The sequence below is a fragment of the Blastopirellula sediminis genome, assembly GCF_020966755.1.
GTDB classification, from domain to species: domain Bacteria; phylum Planctomycetota; class Planctomycetia; order Pirellulales; family Pirellulaceae; genus Blastopirellula; species Blastopirellula sediminis.
The window spans coordinates 2,716,675-2,734,645 of the sequence record NZ_JAJKFT010000010.1; the positions used below are offsets into that span (position 1 = coordinate 2,716,675).

The 17,971-nt window shown below is 60.4% G+C and carries 14 protein-coding genes; 10 read left to right on the top strand and 4 right to left on the bottom strand.

Annotation, left to right across the window (positions count from 1 at the left end):
• Window positions 1-125: 125 nt before the first annotated feature.
• Complete coding sequence (locus tag LOC68_RS22730) at window positions 126-1,430, bottom strand: radical SAM protein (protein ID WP_230222995.1); 1,305 nt, start codon at window positions 1,428-1,430, stop codon at window positions 126-128.
• Between the two features lie 183 nt (window positions 1,431-1,613).
• Here LOC68_RS22730 and LOC68_RS22735 point away from each other — a divergent pair, with 183 nt between their 5' ends.
• From LOC68_RS22735 to LOC68_RS22780, 10 genes are all read left to right on the top strand, one after another.
• Entirely contained in the window at window positions 1,614-3,446 is a 1,833-nt protein-coding gene (locus tag LOC68_RS22735) for a prenyltransferase/squalene oxidase repeat-containing protein (protein WP_230225188.1), read from the top strand.
• A 13-nt stretch (window positions 3,447-3,459) separates the two neighbouring features.
• Complete coding sequence (locus LOC68_RS22740; protein ID WP_230222997.1) at window positions 3,460-5,310, top strand: polyprenyl synthetase family protein; 1,851 nt, start codon at window positions 3,460-3,462, stop codon at window positions 5,308-5,310.
• Window positions 5,311-5,354: 44 nt separating this feature from the next.
• Window positions 5,355-5,897: a hypothetical protein gene (locus LOC68_RS22745; protein ID WP_230222999.1), complete on the top strand. Its 543-nt coding sequence runs from the start codon at window positions 5,355-5,357 to the stop codon at window positions 5,895-5,897.
• Window positions 5,898-6,162: 265 nt separating this feature from the next.
• A complete protein-coding gene (locus tag LOC68_RS22750) occupies window positions 6,163-6,393 on the top strand; it encodes a DUF3311 domain-containing protein (protein ID WP_230223000.1) in 231 nt (76 codons plus the stop codon).
• A gap of 2 nt (window positions 6,394-6,395) precedes the next feature.
• Complete coding sequence (locus tag LOC68_RS22755) at window positions 6,396-7,946, top strand: sodium:solute symporter family protein (protein ID WP_230223002.1); 1,551 nt, start codon at window positions 6,396-6,398, stop codon at window positions 7,944-7,946.
• A gap of 149 nt (window positions 7,947-8,095) precedes the next feature.
• A complete protein-coding gene (gene rpsR / locus LOC68_RS22760; protein WP_002651629.1) occupies window positions 8,096-8,365 on the top strand; it encodes a 30S ribosomal protein S18 in 270 nt (89 codons plus the stop codon).
• A 119-nt stretch (window positions 8,366-8,484) separates the two neighbouring features.
• Window positions 8,485-8,907, top strand: a complete 423-nt coding sequence (locus tag LOC68_RS22765) for an acyl-CoA thioesterase (RefSeq protein ID WP_230223004.1) — start codon at window positions 8,485-8,487, stop codon at window positions 8,905-8,907.
• Between the two features lie 18 nt (window positions 8,908-8,925).
• Window positions 8,926-9,849, top strand: coding sequence for a prenyltransferase/squalene oxidase repeat-containing protein (locus tag LOC68_RS22770; protein ID WP_230223006.1), 924 nt, complete (start codon window positions 8,926-8,928; stop codon window positions 9,847-9,849).
• A 15-nt stretch (window positions 9,850-9,864) separates the two neighbouring features.
• Window positions 9,865-10,533 (top strand): ABC transporter ATP-binding protein, encoded by a 669-nt coding sequence (locus LOC68_RS22775; protein WP_230223008.1) that lies wholly within the window; start codon window positions 9,865-9,867, stop codon window positions 10,531-10,533.
• Between the two features lie 24 nt (window positions 10,534-10,557).
• Window positions 10,558-14,031, top strand: a complete 3,474-nt coding sequence (locus tag LOC68_RS22780) for an ABC transporter permease (RefSeq protein ID WP_230223009.1) — start codon at window positions 10,558-10,560, stop codon at window positions 14,029-14,031.
• Window positions 14,032-14,141: 110 nt separating this feature from the next.
• Here the strand turns inward: LOC68_RS22780 and LOC68_RS22785 are convergent, their stop codons facing one another.
• The 3 genes from LOC68_RS22785 to LOC68_RS22795 all read right to left on the bottom strand — a co-directional run bounded on the left by LOC68_RS22785 (window position 14,142) and on the right by LOC68_RS22795 (window position 17,754).
• Window positions 14,142-15,536: a DUF11 domain-containing protein gene (locus tag LOC68_RS22785; RefSeq protein ID WP_230223011.1), complete on the bottom strand. Its 1,395-nt coding sequence runs from the start codon at window positions 15,534-15,536 to the stop codon at window positions 14,142-14,144.
• Between the two features lie 21 nt (window positions 15,537-15,557).
• Window positions 15,558-16,451 carry a hypothetical protein gene (locus LOC68_RS22790; RefSeq protein ID WP_230223013.1) on the bottom strand — a complete coding sequence of 298 codons (894 nt, stop codon included), beginning with the start codon at window positions 16,449-16,451 and terminating at the stop codon, window positions 15,558-15,560.
• A gap of 154 nt (window positions 16,452-16,605) precedes the next feature.
• Window positions 16,606-17,754, bottom strand: coding sequence for a hypothetical protein (locus LOC68_RS22795; RefSeq protein ID WP_230223015.1), 1,149 nt, complete (start codon window positions 17,752-17,754; stop codon window positions 16,606-16,608).
• Window positions 17,755-17,971: the final 217 nt, after the last annotated feature.

Consider the following 17,971-nt stretch of genomic DNA (forward strand, 5'->3'; position numbering starts at 1 on the left):
GCAAGCAAATGACGAACATCGAGGTTCAAATGACGATCGTTGGCCAATTCGTCATTCGGGTTTCGACCCTCGTCATTTAGCCCGGCGCATTCCCTCGCTTGCGCTGCGGGCTAGTGTTGGGCGGATTAGTCGCTTGACTTTGACGGCGTCGTTTCGAGTTGCACCAGCGGCGGATGGGGTTGATTAACGGCCTGGCCGTCTTTGATGGTCGGGCGCCAGTTCTTCAGATCGAAGTGGCGGCCGTAGGCGCCGTAGTCATGGAAGGCGAACTTCTTCAGCAGCCAATAGGCCCAGCTCTTTTCCGGAACTTCGCGGCCCGGATTGTATTGCGAAGGGCTCGTTTGCAGATGATCGAGTTCGTCGTAGGCGGCGTGGCGAACGGTGGTGTCCTTCGCCTGGTGCTGACGCGCGTAGTCGTTCAGCAGGTCGGGACGTTCCAGAATGATGCAGCCGCGGGTGTTGGTCGCCGCCAGCTCGCGGAAGCCGCGGAGGAATTCCGATTCCTGGAAAACCTCTTTCAGCGGCCGTTCGTCATAGATCGATTCTTTGGCGAACTGGATCACCGGGCAAGGTTCGATGTCGCCGTACGGCGAGATGTGATGGGTGAAGCCGGTCGCCGCTGGGCAGAGAGCGTTGCCGTCAGCGTCGTAGTAGGCGTCGATGATCGCGATCGGCTTCTTGCAGCGCATCTCGACGACGAACTTGCGGGCCTGATATTGTTGCTCAGGAGTGAGAGCCAACTGCGGGTTCGGTTCCGGACCGACGATCCGGTAGATGTGGTACCACGCGTAGAAGACCCCCATCTCGATCAAACGATCGAGCCACTTCTCTTGCAGCAGGTCGTCAAAGTTGGTTTGGCAAAGGCTGGTGCAGACGCCGGTCAGCAGTTTGTTGCGGGTGCAGTTTTCGATTCCTTCCATCGACTTGCTGTAGACGCCGCCGCGACCGCGACGTTCGTCGCTGATGATCTCGGTCCCTTCAATGCTGATCAGCGGCGTGACGTTGCCGAGCTTCCGCAGCTTCTTGGCGACTTCGTCGGTGATGAAGTGTCCGTTGGTGAAAACCTGGAAGTAGGCGTCCTGGTGCCGCTCGAAGATTTCGAGCAAATCGGCATGCATGAAGGGTTCGCCCCCTAAGATGCCGAAGAACGAGTTCCCCATCGCTTTCGCCTGGTTCAGCAAACTGTCCATCGCGGCGACGTCGATTTTCTCTTGCTTGGCCGAGACGTCGACCCAGCAGCCTTGGCAGCGCAGGTTGCAGCTGTTGATCACCGAGATGTAGAGGAACGGCGGAAAGAACTCGCCCCGCTTCAGCCGCGACTTGTGCTTGACCACGCTGCGCAGCCCTTTGTACCCCATCAGCCAGGCGAATTTGGCGACCAGGCGTTTGTCCGTTTCGAGGAGGGCTCGTTTGGCGAGTCGCAGGTACATAAGCTCAAGACTGTCGGGGGACGAAGCGCAGGGAAATAGGAAGGCCGGAGGCGGTCGTTCATTCTACCACCAAGCCCTCCCGGAATACAGGAACGCCGCTCCGTCGACAGGGGCGCCGCCGCATCGTAAACTGAATTACCCCGACTTATCCCACCTTCCGCTCGCTTGGATACCGCCTTGTTGATGGACCTGGATCGACTTCAGCGCTGCTATGCGATTGCCCGCGATGATCTTCTCGCCCAGCGAAATTCGCAGGGACATTGGATCGGCGAGCTGTCGACTTCGGCTCTTTCGACGGCGACGGCGGTCAGCGCCCTGCAGCTGGTCGTCCGCAATGATCCGTCGCAAACCGAGCTTTTGCAGCCGCTGATCGAGGGGGGAGTACGCTATCTCCGCGAAAATCAAAATCCAGACGGCGGTTGGGGAGACACCGACCGCAGCTATTCCAATATCGCCACCACGATGCTGGCGGTCGCCGCCCTGACGATCGCCGATCGGGGCGAAGAACTCGCCGATCAGATCGCCTTCGCCGAGAACTACATCGAAGCGCATGGCGGGCTTGCGGGACTCCGCCGTCGGTACGGCAAAGACAAGACGTTCGCCGTCCCGATTTTGACGAACTACGCACTCGCGGGACTGGTCGATTGGCGCGAAGTTTCGCCGCTGCCGTTTGAGCTCGCTTGTCTGCCGCAGAAGTTTTACAAGCTGGTGAAGCTGCCGGTCGTCAGCTATGCGATTCCGGCTTTGGTGGCGATCGGGCAAGCGCGGTACTTCCATCGTCCTCCGCTCAATCCGCTGATGCGCGGGCTGCGTGCGGCGGCGGTGAAGAAGAGCTTGTCAGTACTTACGCGGATGCAGCCGGCCAGCGGCGGTTATCTGGAAGCGGCGCCGCTGACCAGTTTCGTGGTGATGAGTCTGGCGAGTATCGGGCAAGCGAAACATCCGGTCGCAAAAAATGGCGTTCGGTTTTTGATCGATTCCGTTCGCCCCGACGGAAGCTGGCCGATTGATACGAATCTGGCCAACTGGGTGACGACTCTTTCGATCAATGCGCTGGCCAGCGGCGGCGATGATGTGGCGCAGCTCGATTGCTTGCCGTGGGTACTGTCGAACCAATACCAAGAGGTTCATCCCTTTACCGGCGCCGATCCGGGCGGTTGGGGTTGGACCGATTTAAGCGGTTCGGTTCCCGATGCGGATGATACGCCGGGGGCTATGTTAGCGATCGCACATTTTTTTCATTCCCCGACCAGCGACAATAAGACGCGTCAGCAAATCGCCGCGGCGGCGCGCAGCGGAGCGCGTTGGCTGCTCGACTTGCAGAACGGCGACGGCGGTTGGCCCACCTTCTGCGAAGGTTGGGGAACGCAACCGTTTGACCGCAGCGGCAGCGATTTGACGGCGCATGCGATTCGTGCGCTGCATGTCTGGCGCGACGAGCTAATGGACTTGCCGATCGAGCGGGCGATCGAGCGCGGGTTCCGTTACTTGCAAAAACAACAGCGAGAAGATGGTTCGTGGTTGCCGCTGTGGTTTGGCAATCAGGACCAGCATGATGACGAGAACCCGATTTACGGGACGGTGAAAGTTTTGTTGGCGTACCGAGATCTGGGAAAAATGAGGAGCGACCCGGCCCGCAAAGGGGTCGCGTGGCTCGCATCGCAGCAGAATTCGGACGGCGGATTTGGGGGTGGAGCGAGCGTTCCCACTCTTTGCGGGGGGGCGACCCCGAGCAGCGTGGAAGAGACCGCGCTGGCGGTCGAAGCCCTGCTGGGAGCGGACAAACGCGATATTTCGCCCGAAATTCTCCCCCAAGCGATCGGTTGGCTCTGCGACGGGGTTGAAGAGGGAAGCTACGTAAACTGTTCGCCAATCGGTTTTTACTTCTCGAAGCTGTGGTATTATGAAAAGCTCTACCCGAGAGTCATGACGGTTGCGTCCCTGGGCGCCGCGCTGCAAGCCTTCGCCAGCGTCCCGCCTGCGCCAGCGACAGCAACCACGATTTCCGATCAGTAAGGAACGTTCTCCCTTGGCCATTGCACCGATCGACTCCAACAGCGCAGACTCCGAGCCGGGCCGCAAGCGCAAGTCGCGTCGTCGACAGACGGCGCACTTGAAGCAGGTTCCTCAATCGAAGCAGTTGCGCGAGACGATTCGCGCCGCCTGCGTTGCGGTCGCCGCTGCGCTCGACAAGTCTCGTCCGCTGTCGAAGGACGAGATGGAGAAAATCGTTCGCGATCTTTTGGCGAAGCTGGAGCAGCCTGATTCGTTCGTCGGCTGGACGATGGTGATGCTCGCTTCCGAATTCTGGCGCGATCAAATCGCGGCGGTTCCGCACGAGCGCCGGTTGTTTCTGCTGCCGCACTGCCTGAAGCATGCCGAAGGGTGCCCGGCCGACTACGACCAGTTTGGTCTCGACTGCAAAACGTGCGGCGCGTGCAGCATCGCCGACTATCGCACCATCGCCGAAGAGATGGGTTACAAGGTGCTGGTCGCCGAAGGCTCGCCGATCGTGATGAAGATCATCGTCAGCGGGCATGTCGACGCGATCGTCGGCGTCGCTTGTTTGAACGTCCTCGAAAAGGCGATCGACAAGATTCTGATGGCCGGCATCCCGTGCATGGCGGTGCCGCTCCTCTCGAGCGATTGCCGCAACACGTCGGTCGACGAAGACTGGGTCCATGACATGATCCAGGTGCCGCATCAGCAGCCGCAACAGACGACCCGCAGCTACGTCCACTTGATGCGAGCCGCGTCGGCGCTGTTTGAAGAAAAGGAGCTGACCCGCTTGGTTCAGCCGCAGCGGAAAGGTCCGACGCTGGCCGAAGTGAACGGCCATGGCGCCGCGGCGCTCGATCCGATCTCGGCGACCGAAAAGCTGGCGCTCGACTTTCTCGCGCGCGGCGGGAAGTACTCGCGCCCTTTCACCACGCTAGCCGTCTATGACGCGCTGACCGGCGGAGAGGGAACGACCGGCAAGGGCGCCGATCGCGTTGCGGAGTATTCCGATTCGGTCCGGCGAACCGCCCTGGCGATCGAAACGTTCCACAAAGCGTCGCTCGTTCACGACGACATCGAAGACGACGACGCCTACCGTTACGGCGACATCACGGTGCATCGCAAGTATGGCGTGCCGACGGCGATTAACCTGGGCGACTACATGATCGGCCTCGGGTATCGCCTGGTAAGTCGCGATCGCAAAGAGTTGGGGTGCGACAAGGCGGCCCGGATTCTTGATTGCCTGGCCGACTGTCATATGCGTTTGTCGGAAGGGCAGGGCGCCGAACTGTTGTGGCGCGACGCTTCGGACAAGTCGCTGAAGCCGGTCGACGCGTTGAAGATCTACGCTTTGAAGACTTCGCCGGCGTTTGAGGCGGCGCTGCAGTGCGGCGCGATTCTCAGCGACGCCGAGCAAGACTATACCGAGCCGATGCGGCTCTTCGCCCGCCATGTCGGCATCGCCTTCCAGATCTTGAACGACCTGAAGGATTGGCGCGGCGATAGCGACAACAAAATGTCGGCCGGCGGCGACGTGTTGGGTGGTCGCCCGACCGTCCTGTGGGCGCTGGCATTAGAAAATCTTAATGAGGCGCATCGTACAGAACTGATGGGGCTGATCGGCGATGATTCGCAGAGTGCGACGTCGCGAGTCGCCCGCGTTCGCGAGTTGTACGCGAAGGCCGGGGTGTTTGACGCCGCCCAGCGTTTGGTCGAAAAGTACCGAGCGCGCGCCGAGGAAATTGCCGATCAGTTAGAGCCGGAAGAACTGCGCCGACTGATGTATTACTTAGCAGACACCATCCTGGACGACCCGGCCGCCTCGCAACCGCCGGTCGTCGTCCATACGTTGACGACCGACCTGGCCGTCACCCCCGCCTAAAAACTGCCCCACCGACTGACCTGTGGATTGCGAAAGGAGCGGAGTTGAACGACCGTCAACGCACGACGCCTGACCTGGACGAGTTGGTGCGGCTGTTTTACGACAATCCGAGCGAGTTGGCCGATTTCACCGAAGTTTCGGCCGCCGAGACGCCGGAGCCGTTCAAAGAACTGCTCGCGCACGATCACCACATGACCGTCACGGTCGAGCGATTTCATCAGTCGCCGGTCGACGTGCAAGTGCTGCAGACCGATACGGTCGGAGCGGCCTACTCGCGAAAGATTCTCCTCTCGAAGCAGACCGACGGCAAAGTGGTGCAGTTCGGAATCGTCCGACTTCACTGCAATCATCTGAGCGCCATCGTCGAACAGGAGATCAAGAGCGAACGGATCCCGGTCGGCCGCGTCTTGATCAACCACAACGTCTTGCGTCAGGTGCAACTGACCAGCTTGTGGCGCGTCGTGCCCGGCGAAGAGCTGCGCGATTTGTTGGCGCTCGAGCCGGGCGAAGTAATCTACGGCCGCACGGCGCTGATCTTCTGCGACGGCGAACCGGCCGTGGAGCTGCTGGAGATTGTGACTCCGTAGTTTGAATGCTGGCGCCATGCTCTTACGGCGACTTCGACGGAAGAGCATGTCTTCAGTGCGTTCTGCCAGGGCAAAGACATGCTCATCCCGCGAAGACGCGGCAAGAGCATGGCGCCAGTCTGTTGGTGTTCGGCCTCTCTACGCCATCTTTTTCCTTGAATTTGTCTTTCGCCGGGCGCCGGGTTCTTTTAAGATAGGCGTTTAAACAACTGTTGTTTGCACTGGTAGCAAGCGACGCTTCGCCTCACCCGCGCACGTCTGCATCATGAAATATCTCATTTGGTCGCTCGTGGCGGCCCTGATCATCCTGCATCAGGACTTCTGGAATTGGGACAACGCCAATCTGATATTTGGCTTTCTCCCGGTCACCCTCTTCTATCAGATCTGCATTTCGCTTGGCGCCGGGCTGACCTGGTTCCTGGCGGTCCAGTTCGCCTGGCCGGCGGAGCTGGAATACATCGAGCAGCAGCTGGAAGAGAAAGAGGGAGAAGATTAATCATGACGTTTGAACCAGGCGTAACGCAGCTTGTCATCATTTGCATCTACCTGGCGCTATTGCTGGCGCTCGGATTGTTTTCGAATCGCCTGTTCAGCGGTTCGAGCAAAGACTACATGCTGGCCAGTCACTCGATCGGTCCGTTCCTGCTGCTGATGTCGATCTTCGGTACGACGATGACCGCGTTCGCGCTGGTCGGTTCGACCGGCGAGTCGTACGTGGAAGGGGTCGGCGTTTACGGGCTACTCGCTTCGTCGAGCGGTATCGTTCACTCCCTCTGTTTTTTCGTCCTGGGGGTCAAACTGTGGTCCTTCGGCCGCAAGTATGGCTACACGACGCAGATCGAGTTTTTCCGCGATCGGCTGGAAAGCGACAAGCTGGGGATCCTTCTCTTTCCGATCTTGGTTGGGTTGGTGATTCCGTACTTGTTGATCGGCGTGATGGCCTCAGGCACGGTGATCATGGCGGTGACCAAGGGAGCGTTTCCGACGTTTTTTACCGCGACCGGCGGAGGAATTCCTGGTTGGCTCGGCAGTCTGGTCGTCTGCGGCGTCGTGCTGATTTACGTTTTCTTTGGCGGGATGCGCGGCACCGCGTGGGCGAATACCTTTCAGACGATCGTCTTTATGATTCTCGGCGTGGTGACCTTCTTCGTGATCGCGTCGCAGATCGGTGGGGCCAAGGGGATCTGGGAAAACTTGAAGATTGCGTCGGAGTCGATTCCGCACGACAAGCTGGTTCGCGCCGGCAATCACAATATGACCTACCTGAAGTTTGCGACGTACATGTTCGTGCCCCTTTCGGTCGGGATGTTTCCCCACTTGTTCCAGCATTGGCTGACCGCCAAAAAGGCGAGCAACTTCAAGCTGGCGGTGGTCGCTCATCCGCTGTTCATCATGATCGTCTGGGCGCCGTGCGTGTTGGTCGGAGCTTGGGCGGCCGGCAACCTGGTCACGATTCCTCCGGCAGTCCACGACAACCCGAATGCGATTTTGCCCTTCCTGGTGAAGAAATTCTCCAACGACGTGCTCGGCGGCTTTTTGACGGCCGGGGTGTTGGCGGCCATCATGTCGTCGCTCGATAGTCAGTTCCTCTGCGTTGGGACGATCTTTACCAACGACATCGTCGTCCACTACGGCGGCAAGGGACGGTTCAGCGATAAGCAGATCGTGGTAATCGCGCGAGTCTTCATTATTTTGATCGTCGCGATCACCTACGCTTTGAGCCTATTGGACAATCCGCGCGTCTTTACGCTGGGGATCTGGTGCTTTAGTGGGTTCTCGGCCCTCTTCCCGCTTGTGTTCGCTTGCCTCTATTGGAAGGGGTTAACCAAGGCCGGCGCTTACGCCTCGGTCCTGACGGCGATTGGGATGTGGTGCTATTACTTTTACCAATCCGACTTTGCCCTGAACCCCGACTACTCGGTGCTGGGAATGATGCCGGTCGCCCCGATGTTGCTCGGTTCGACGCTGGCTTTGATCGTCGTTTCGCTGATCACTCCGAAGCCGAGCGAAGAAACCCTGCAAAAGTTTTTCCCGGCCAAAGATTCGTAAGTTATGTTTCCACTTGGATTTGCGAAAATCGTGCGGGTTCTCCTCTCCCGCAGTTCGGCCCTTGCTGTCGGCCGCGATTCCGTTAAAATCTGAGGTTTCGACTCGATACAAAACAATCGCTAGTAGCATTTTCGAATTCGTAGGGTGCAATGAAGCCTGCCAACCGATTCAAGGCTCGTAAACGGGCGAAGACCAAAGCCCGCGTCACACGTAAAGATCCGATCTTCGTCGACGGCAAGCGTCCGCGGCCGATGTTCGTGGATTACAAGGACGTCGAGCTGCTGAAGAAACTGACCAACCGCCACGGCCGGATCGTCGGTCGTCGCAAGAGCGGCTGCACCGCGGTCAGCCAACACGCTGTGACCCAAGCGATCAAACGCGCCCGGTTCATGGCTTTGCTGCCGTACGTGAAGGACTAACGTCCTTTTTTAAGGACGTCGCGCCGACGCACGCTGCGAACGAAGGAAGCCTGCCCACCGTGCAGGCTTTTTGCGTGCGCTGATTCGAACCGAAACGCCAAGCCCAGCGGACTCGCGCCATGCCTGAGGTTTATCACACGAAGCGACGCGTCGAATTTCGCGATACCGACGCCGCCGGCATCATGCACTTCTCGGCGTTCGCCGTTTACATGGAGCAGGTCGAGCACGAATTCCTGCGCCATGTCGGGCTGTCGGTTCATACGCCGGACGGCGACGCGACGATCAGCTGGCCGCGGGTTTCGATCCGCTGCGACTTTCAGAGCCCGGTCCGCTTTGAGGATGAGTTCGACATCTCGATCGTGGTGAAAAAGATCGGCGCGCGGAGCGTGACGTACGGCTTCGCCTTCTCGCATGACGGTCGCCCGGTCGCAACCGGCGAAACGACCGCCGTCTGCTGCCGCATTTTCCACAAGCAGCCGCCGAAGTCGATCGACATCCCTGACTGGTTTCGGGACAAGATCGTCCCCTATCTCGTCGCCTAATACGATCGGCCTGCCGCGATGAACAACTATCTGCCCGAACTGACGGTCCGCATTGCGACCGGCCTGGGAGTGGTCGACGCCGAGATCCGTGATCGCCACACGCGGTTTATCGTCGCGCGTCAGCAGGCCGACGGCGGCTTCGGCGGACGTGAAGGCGCGAGCGATCTCTATTACACCTCGTTCGCATTGCGGTCGCTGGCGATTCTCGGCGAACTGCATGGGGACCTGGCCGAGCGCTCTTGTACGTTTCTCCGCTCGCGATTGGGTGGACAAGAGACGATCGTCGACTTTCTGTCGCTGATCTACAGCGCAGGACTCTTGGAAACGGCGGCGGGGCTCGACGTCTTCGCCGCTGCGGCCGACGATTGGCGATTGCAAGTCGCCGTGGCGCTGGAGAAACTGCGGCGCGACGACGGGGGTTACGCCAAGGGAGAGTTGGGTTCGGCCAGCAGCACCTATCACACGTTTCTGGTGCTGCTCTGTCTGCAACTGATCGAGCAGCCGATTCCGCAGCCGGAGCGAATCCGCGACTTTCTCCTTTCGCAAGAAGCGGAGGATGGCGGCTTTCGCGAAATCAAAGCGAGCAAGCGCGCCGGGACCAATCCGACCGCCGCGGCGATCGGGGCGCTGCGAATCATCGACGCGCTGGAGCAGGACGTCGCCGATGGGGCGATCGATTTTTTGCTCGAAATGCAAAATGACGAGGGGGGGCTGCGGGCGAACACCCGTATTCCGATCGCCGATCTGCTGAGCACGTTCACCGGTTGCCTGACGCTGACCGATTTGGGGGCGTTGCACGAGATCGACACCGCCGCGGCGATGCGTTACGTTGAAGGCTTACAACAACCGGGCGGCGGCTTCTTTGGCGCCGCTTGGGACGAAGTCGCCGACGTCGAATACACGTTCTACGGTTTAGGCGGCCTCGCGATCTTGCATCCCTAAACGCCCCGCGACGCCATGGCCGATCTCGAAGTCGTTTCGCTGCGTAAACAATACCCGACCCGCGGCGAACCGTTGGTCGTCCTCAAAGAAGCCAACCTCGCGCTCAACGCCGGCGAGAACCTGGCGATCCTGGGACCGAGCGGTTCCGGCAAGAGCACGCTCCTCTACTGCCTCGGCGCGCTCGAATCGCCGACCAGTGGCACGGTGACGCTCGAAGGACTAAATCCGTTTGAGCTGCCGGAGCCGAAGCTGGCCGATTTCCGCAATCGCAAAATCGGTTTCATCTTTCAGGACCATCATCTGCTGCCGCAGCTCTCGGTCCTGGAAAACGTATTGGTGCCGACCTTGGCGGCCGGCGCTGCGACCAATGCCGAAATCGAGCGTGCCAAGTATTTGATCGACCGAGTGGGACTGACGAAGCGAATCAGTCATCGCCCGGCGGAACTATCTGGCGGCGAACGACAACGAGTCGCGGTGGCGCGTAGTTTGATTCATCAGCCGCGATTGCTGCTCGCCGATGAGCCGACCGGTAATCTGGATCGAACCAATGCCGAGACGATTGGGCGATTGCTCCTTGATCTGCAAGCGGCCGAGAACGCGATGCTGGTCGCGGTGACGCATAGCCAGGAGTTGGCCGAGATGTTCGCCGAGCGGCGGAACTTGGACGATGGACGCCTTCAATAAACAAGCGCGCAGGAGAAAGTCGGTATGAACCGAATGCGACTCGCGCTTCGCAGCGCACGCTATTATCTGGCGATTAACCTGGCGGTTGGCTTGGGAGTCGCCGCAGCGACCGCGGTGCTGACCGGCGCACTGCTGGTCGGCGATTCGATGCAAGGCAGCTTGCGTGATCTGTCGCTTGATCGGCTGGGTGAAGTGACGCACGTCGTGCTGGCCGATCGCTTCTTCGCCGTCGAGCATGCCGACAATTTGGCGACCGGCGATCAAAAAGCAGCGCCGATGATTTTGCTCCGCGGCAGCGTCGATCATCCTGGCGCCGAACGATTACGTCTGGCTGGGGGCGTTTCGATCTTTGGCGTCAGCGACGCTTTCTGGCAAATGAACCCGAAAGCTACTCCGCCGAAGTTTGATGGCGATAACTCCATCATCCTGAACGAACCGCTGGCGGCCGAACTGAAAGTGGCGGTCGGGGATGAAGTGGCGATTCGCTTGCCGTCGTCGAACGATGTGCCGGCCGATAGTCCGCTCGGCAAGAAGACCGGGCGGGTCAAAGGGATTCCGCGCCTGAAGGTGGCGGCGATCATTCCGGCGAGCGGTTTGGGGCGATTTGGACTCTTTCCGAACCAACAGGCGCCGCTGAACGCGTTTGTGCCGCTGCCGCTGCTCCAAGATTCGCTCGACCAGCCGAACAAAGCGAATGCAATTCTCCTCGCAGCGTCCGATCCGAATCGGTCGGCGGAAGATTTGGCGGCGGAGTTGACGTTGTCGCTCGACGATTTCGGCTATCGACTGGATGAAGTGCGGCAAGAGTTCGCCGCGGATGGCAAAGATCCGCAGACGATCTTCGATTATCTCCAGTTCAGTTCGTCGCGGATGATTTTCAGTGCGGCGGCGGAAGAGGAGATTCTGAATGGGACGGCGCCGGAATCGTTTCCGGTTTTCACTTACTTGGCGACGACGATCAAAAAAGAGGGCGCCCCTGAGAGCAAAGAGATTCCTTACTCGACGGTGACGGCGCTCGATCCCGAACAACTCGCCTATCCGCTGCTCAATGAGGATGGAGACCGGATTGGGGCGATCGGCGCGGACGAAATCGTGTTGAATTCGTGGGCGGCCGAGCAAATGGAGGCGACCGTCGACGATCAAATCGAGATTACGTACTTTGAGCCGGAGAGTTCGCACGGAGTCGCGAAAGAGACGACCCGCAAGTTCATCGTGGTCGCGGTGACTCCGCTGACCGAGCCTGATCGACCAGCGTCGCGTCGCCGACCTGCTCAGTTCGAAATGTCGCCGACGACCGCCAACGATCCGCAGTTGACGCCGGAAGTGGAAGGGATCACCGATCAAGATTCGATCGACGACTGGGATCCGCCATTTCCGTTCGACAACCGCCGCATCCGGGGCGTCGACGACGAATATTGGGAAAACTATCGGACCACGCCAAAAGCGTTCGTCTCGCTCGAAGCGGGGAAAGAGTTGTGGGGGAGCCGCTTTGGCGCCGCGACGTCGATCCGCGTTCCTGCGAATAAGGTGGACCGCGAGAAAATGGTCGCCGATGTGACGACGGCGCTCAACAAACGGAAAGAAGATCTCGGTTTCCGCTTCCTGCTCGCAAGGCAAAACGCCCTGCGAGCGGCGAGCGGTACGACGCCGTTCAACGGGCTCTTTATCGGCTTCAGCATGTTCATCATCGCCGCGGCGCTGATGCTCGTATCGCTGTTGTTCCAACTGGGCGTCGATCAGCGGGCGAAGCAGATTGGCCTGGAGTCGGCGCTTGGTCTGCGGATGAAGGCAATTCGCTCGATGCTGCTCATCGAAGCGACCATCGTGGCGACGCTCGGCGGTTTGGTCGGCGTGGCGCTCGGCATCGGCTATGCCTGGGTGATGTTGTATGGCCTGCGAACCTGGTGGGTGGCGGCCGTAGTGACGCCGTTCTTGCAGTTGCACTTGGATAATCCGGCGACGCTGGTGATTGGTCTGGTCAGCGGCGTGATGACGTCGTTGGCGGCGATCTTGTGGGGCCTGTGGAAGTTGCGAAAGAGTTCGCCGCGAGCGCTATTGGCCGGACAAACGGCGTCGGCGCGCGATCTGCAACCCGGGGCGGGACGCTGGATGATCTATGTTGGGATCGGGTTGATCGTTGCGGCGGCGGGACTTGCCGGTTTGGCGACCACCTTGGCGGGCGAAGCGCAAGCGGGCGCCTTCTTTGGCGCGGGAGCGGCGATGCTTGCGGCGCTGATGCTGCTAGAGCGACGCTATTTGCTGTGGCGGGCGACCGAGCGTTCGGCGGGCCATGGTTTTCAATTGTCGGAGCTGGCGCTGAGCAACGCGGCCCGTAATCCGGGGCGAAGCACATTGACGATCGGTCTGGTCGGCGCCGCCTCGTTTTTGATTGTGGCGATCAGCAGCTTTCGTTTGGCGCCGACTGACAGCGGCGCCGGCGGGATGGATTTGATCGCAGAAAGTTCGCAGCCGATCTTCCACGATCTGAACTCGCCCAGCGGACGCTACGATCAAGGATTCCATGAAGAAGACGAATCGCTGCTGGCGAAGTCGACGATTCTGGCCTTACGCGTGCAGCCAGGGGATGACGCGAGTTGTTTGAATCTTTATCAGTCAAATAGCCCGCGCGTGCTGGGGGCGACGCCGCAGTTTGTTGAACACTACTCGCAAGAGGGCGTCACCTCGTTTGAGTGGGCTGGTTCCGCTGCGACAACGCCAGAGGATACTGCCAATCCGTGGCTAGCGCTGGAGAAGCCGGCCGATGGAGAGGATACCCCGATTCCTTGTGCGCTCGACAAGAACACCGCGATGTACGCGCTTCATTTGTACGGCGGCGTCGGTGAGATTTTCGAGACGACCGATCCGGATGGACGCATCACGAAGTACCAGGTCGCCGGCTTGCTCTCGAACAGCATCTTGCAGGGAAGCTTGATCGTCAGCGAAGCGAATCTGCTCGATCGCTTTCCCGATACGAGCGGCTACCGGATGTTCCTGGTCGAAACGCCGCCGGGGGAGACCGACGAAGTGGCGTCGATCTTGGAGGATCGGTTGAGCGAAGAAGGGTTCGATGCGACCGACGCGAAGGTTCGGCTGGTCGATCTGTTGGCGGTGCAGAATACGTATCTCTCGACGTTTCAGAGCCTCGGCGCCTTGGGGCTCTTGCTGGGGACGTTCGGCTTGGCGACGGTTCAGGCTCGCAACGTGATCGAACGTCGGGGAGAACTGGCGCTATTACAAGCGGCCGGGTTCCGCCGCCATCGATTGGTGCGGCTGGTGCTGCTAGAGAACGCGGTGCTGCTGATCGCCGGGCTAGGAACCGGCATCGTGGCCGCCTTGGTTGCCGTGTTGCCGCACATGCTGTTTGGCGCCGCAGGCGTACCATGGCTGACGCTGGCGACGATGTTGGGGATTATCTTCGTCGTCGGTTTGATCGCGGGGCTGTGGACCGCGCGAGCGTCGCTGCGCACGCCGCTGATACCGGCGCTACGCGGCGAGTAGATTCGTCATATAGGTTGGGTGCAGCGAAGCGCGACCCAACGATGCGGCGTGCAAGGCGAAGACATGCTCATCCGGCGAAGACGCCGCAAGAGCATGGCACCAAGAGGTTATTAGCGGACCTTGCACTTGAAGCGGCAGACGCCACCTTCGCCGACGTCGAGCGGCTGTTTGATCTCCCAGCGGAGGACCAGCGAGTCTTTCTCGTTCGGCTGCGTCAGGAAGTCGGCGTCGACGCTGCACTGGGCCGAGCCTTCGACCAGTTCCAGACGCGGCGAGAGGTTGTCGAGGATTGTGACGTTGCCGACCCGCTGATCGCCCAGGTTGTCGAAACGCAAGGTGAACTCGACGATGTCGCCGGGTTGTGCGTCGGCGACCGAAGCGACTTTGACGATGCGGATGCAGGGCTTGCCGTCGAGGTCGAACATCACCGCTTCTTGAGCGGCCTTGTCCGATTCGAGTTCGTGCGCCTTGCGACCTTCGATCATGACCTGCACGGCCTGATTTTCGGTCCACGCAATCGCATTCTGGATGCTGGTCGCGAGCACCAGTTTCTCGGTCGCGTCGAAGATGCCGACCTTCATGATGTTGAAGTCTTCGAAGGCCTGAAACTCGCGAACGAATTCGATCAGGATCTGCTGATTGGCGAGTTCGACCCCCAGGGTCCGATCGCGAAAGGTCTGGGCCATCTTTGGACCCAGGTTCGCGACCGGCTGCACCGGTTGGTTGACGTTGGTCGGGATGCCGTTGTTGATCTGACCTTGCAGCTTGAGGTTGGCGTCATTGGCGATCAGCCCTTCGTTGGTCAGCTCGGCGTTGAGGCCGTAGATCTTGCGGACCGCAGCGAACCGCGGAGCGTAAATGCAGACCTTGTTGCTGGGGCAGACTTCGCGGCAACCGGCGAGCGTGTCGTAGTGGACGACGGTATCTTCAATGTCGAGGCCGCGAATGCTGAAGTCGTCGCCGATCTTGGTGTGCAAGTGGCTGTCGCCGCCGTCGCAAACCCACTCGTCGTACGAATTGCATGGCATCGGTTCGCCGCTGACCATCCCGTCGTTGCAGCCATAGGGACCGCAGCCGCCAGGGCCGCAACCGCCGGGACCGCAGTTATATCCGCCGCCAAAGCCAGGACGGCAAAAGCCGCTGCGGCAAGGAAGCGACGCGACCTGCTGCGGAACCGGGGCCATGTGTTGGTAGTATTGTTCCGGCGGCGGCATGTCGATCGGCTGTTCGCCGGAGGTGAGCTGCACCGGATATTGAGCTTCGGCCGGCCGATACTGAGCTTCCATCGCCGGCGGCGTTTGCACCGGGGGAGCCGCGGCGTATTGCGGCTCGGGCGGCGTCATTTCCGGCTGCTGCGCCGGTTGACCTTCGTTGAAGCTCACGCCGGTCATCGGCTTCGTCGGACCATAGGTCGTTTTGACGTCGGTGATTTTGCAAGCCGGCAGGGTCAACAGACCCATCGCCGCGGCCAGCAAAGCGAGTTGTCGCAAGTTCCGAAGTTTCATGACGGCTGTTCGGCGAAGGTGTTAGCGAGTTTGGACGTTACCAGGGGGAGCGTACAGCGGACGTTCGGCGACGTTCGGCGGCAGATAAGCGGTCGGCGGAACGTACGGCGGCATCGGTTGGCGAAGCGCTTCGCGCTGGACCGGCGGCTCAACGTAAACCGGCGGTTCGCCTTGAATCGGCGGTTCACCTTGAATTGGCGCCATGTCGGGGCCGAGCGCGGCGCGATCGAAAACCATGATCGGCGGCGAGCGATAATCGAACTCGCCCATCCGTTCGTCGTCGGTCGGCGTACGCGAACCCATGCGGAGGATCGCGACGGGGCGGCCCAGTTCGTCGGCGATTTGAATCGGATCGCCGCCGGGAGGAACCTCGAAGAAGGGTTGGAAGTCTTTGTCTTGCGCTTCCGGAATCGCATCGCACGGCGGTTCGACGTAGATCACGCGGACGACGAGCTTCCCTTCCATCGCGTAGCGAATTTCTTCCTGCGTGATGTGGACCGGAATCGGGAACTTCAGCTCTTTACCCGGAGGCGGGCAAAGGCGATCGACCAATTCGATCGTCGGGTAAAGCTCGACGCCGGGGTTGAGCGGGATTTCGCTGAGACGCATCCGGTAGACCTGGCCGATCAAGCAACCGGCCAGCGCCGGCGAAGGAACGTCAGGGCCGAACGCCCCGTTGTTGACGAACGAGACTTTCGTGCCGGCCGGAGGAACGATTTCGACCGGTTGGAAGTAGCCGACGACCGGACGCTTTTTGAGCAGGGCCATCTGGCCCATGGCGCCCGGCGGCAGACCTTCGTGATACAGATGGTGGGGATCGGCCGGCAGAGGCTCTTGAGCGACGACGATTTGTCCGCCGACCCCAAGCGCGGTCAGCGTCGCCAAAGTCAGGAAGCGGCGTAATGTGCTATTCATGCAAGATCCATCTCGCTGCAGGCTGCGCCAATTTTCTGACGAACATCCTTGTTCGCCGGGGGGATCCCTGTCATGGGAAAAGGCACGGTCGCGCTTTGCAGCCGTCGACCGTGCCGTAGGTTTCACGTTGGCTCATAGAGCCGGAGCCGACAGCTTACTGCGGAGGGCAGTAGGCGCCGCCATCCGGGCTCGGCATGTACTCGCGGCGATCCGCGTGCGGTTGGCCGAAGAGCGGAGCGTGCTGGACGTTCTCTTCAACAATCCAAGCCTTGTTCGGCGGAGTCGGATAACTCAGACCCGGCTTCTGCTTGACGTGGATGTTGACCTTGTCGGTCGGACCCGGGATGTGCTGATACGTGTGGTTGGTCATCACGTGTTTCTGCAGACCGGCCGGACCGCCGAGCGGAATGTGAGCCGGACCAGGCAGCCCGATCGGCGTGCCGACGTACGGCATGCCATATTCAGGCGTGGTGACGCCGGCGACATAAGGAGTCGAGTAAGGAGGACCGCCCGGCAGACCGGGGTAGCCCATCGGACCAGGCATTCCGCCCATTCCAGGCATGCCGGCCATGACGTTCGGATCGAAACCGCCCTGCATGCCGTCTTCCGGCATTTCCAGGTCTTTGTTACCCAAGCGAATGATCGCCATGATCGTACCGCGGCAATCGGCTTCGCGAATCGGGTCGACGCCCGGATCCAGGCGAGTCGAGACGAGCGTTTCGACGTCGGCCAGGGCGAGTTCTTGATAGTTCGGATCGGGCAGGTAGATCACCTTGGTCACGAAGTTTCCGCTGCGAACCTGAGCGAAGTCTTCTTCGGTGAACTGCACCGGAATCGCGTTGTGAGCGAGGAAGGCGTCGGTGCGCGGCGTAGCCGGTCCGACTTCGATCGTCGGATAGAGCTCGGCGCCCGGGTTGCCCGGAATGTTGGTCAGCTTCAGGCGATAGATGCCGCCCTGCGGGAAGTTGACCGGGAACGGCACGACGCGCGGGGTCGAGTCGTAGTAGCCGATGCCGCCGACGTCCCACTGGACCTGCATGCCGTCCGGTTTGACGAACAGGATTTGGCTGGTCGACATGGCGCCGGGAGCTCCGATCCCCATGTTCGGGTCCATCGGCATCATGGCCGACACCGTTTGGATCGGCGGCGGAGTCAGCACGCCAGGACCAGGGCCGTCAACGCCCGGACCGGGGTGACGAAGTTGTTGGGCCGGCGGCAGATTGTGCGGCGTATGCATGGCTTGACAGCCGATCGTCGCGGCAGTCAGCGACAGCACGGTCCACTTCCAGAAAGTCTGTCTCATGGTTTTCCCCCTCACTTTGCTCCTGCCGCCGATTCGTAACCGACATGGGTCAGTACAAGAGCTGAAGCGATTCGCTATCGTTCGGTTTGGTTCACTCAGTTGATTTGCCAAACGTCGCCGGCGTAACCGCCGATTGACGTGGACCTTTTTGTGCCACAGAGCGTAAAATCGCCGCTCGACTTCGCAAGCGGCTCCCGCACGAATAACCGCGCAAGGA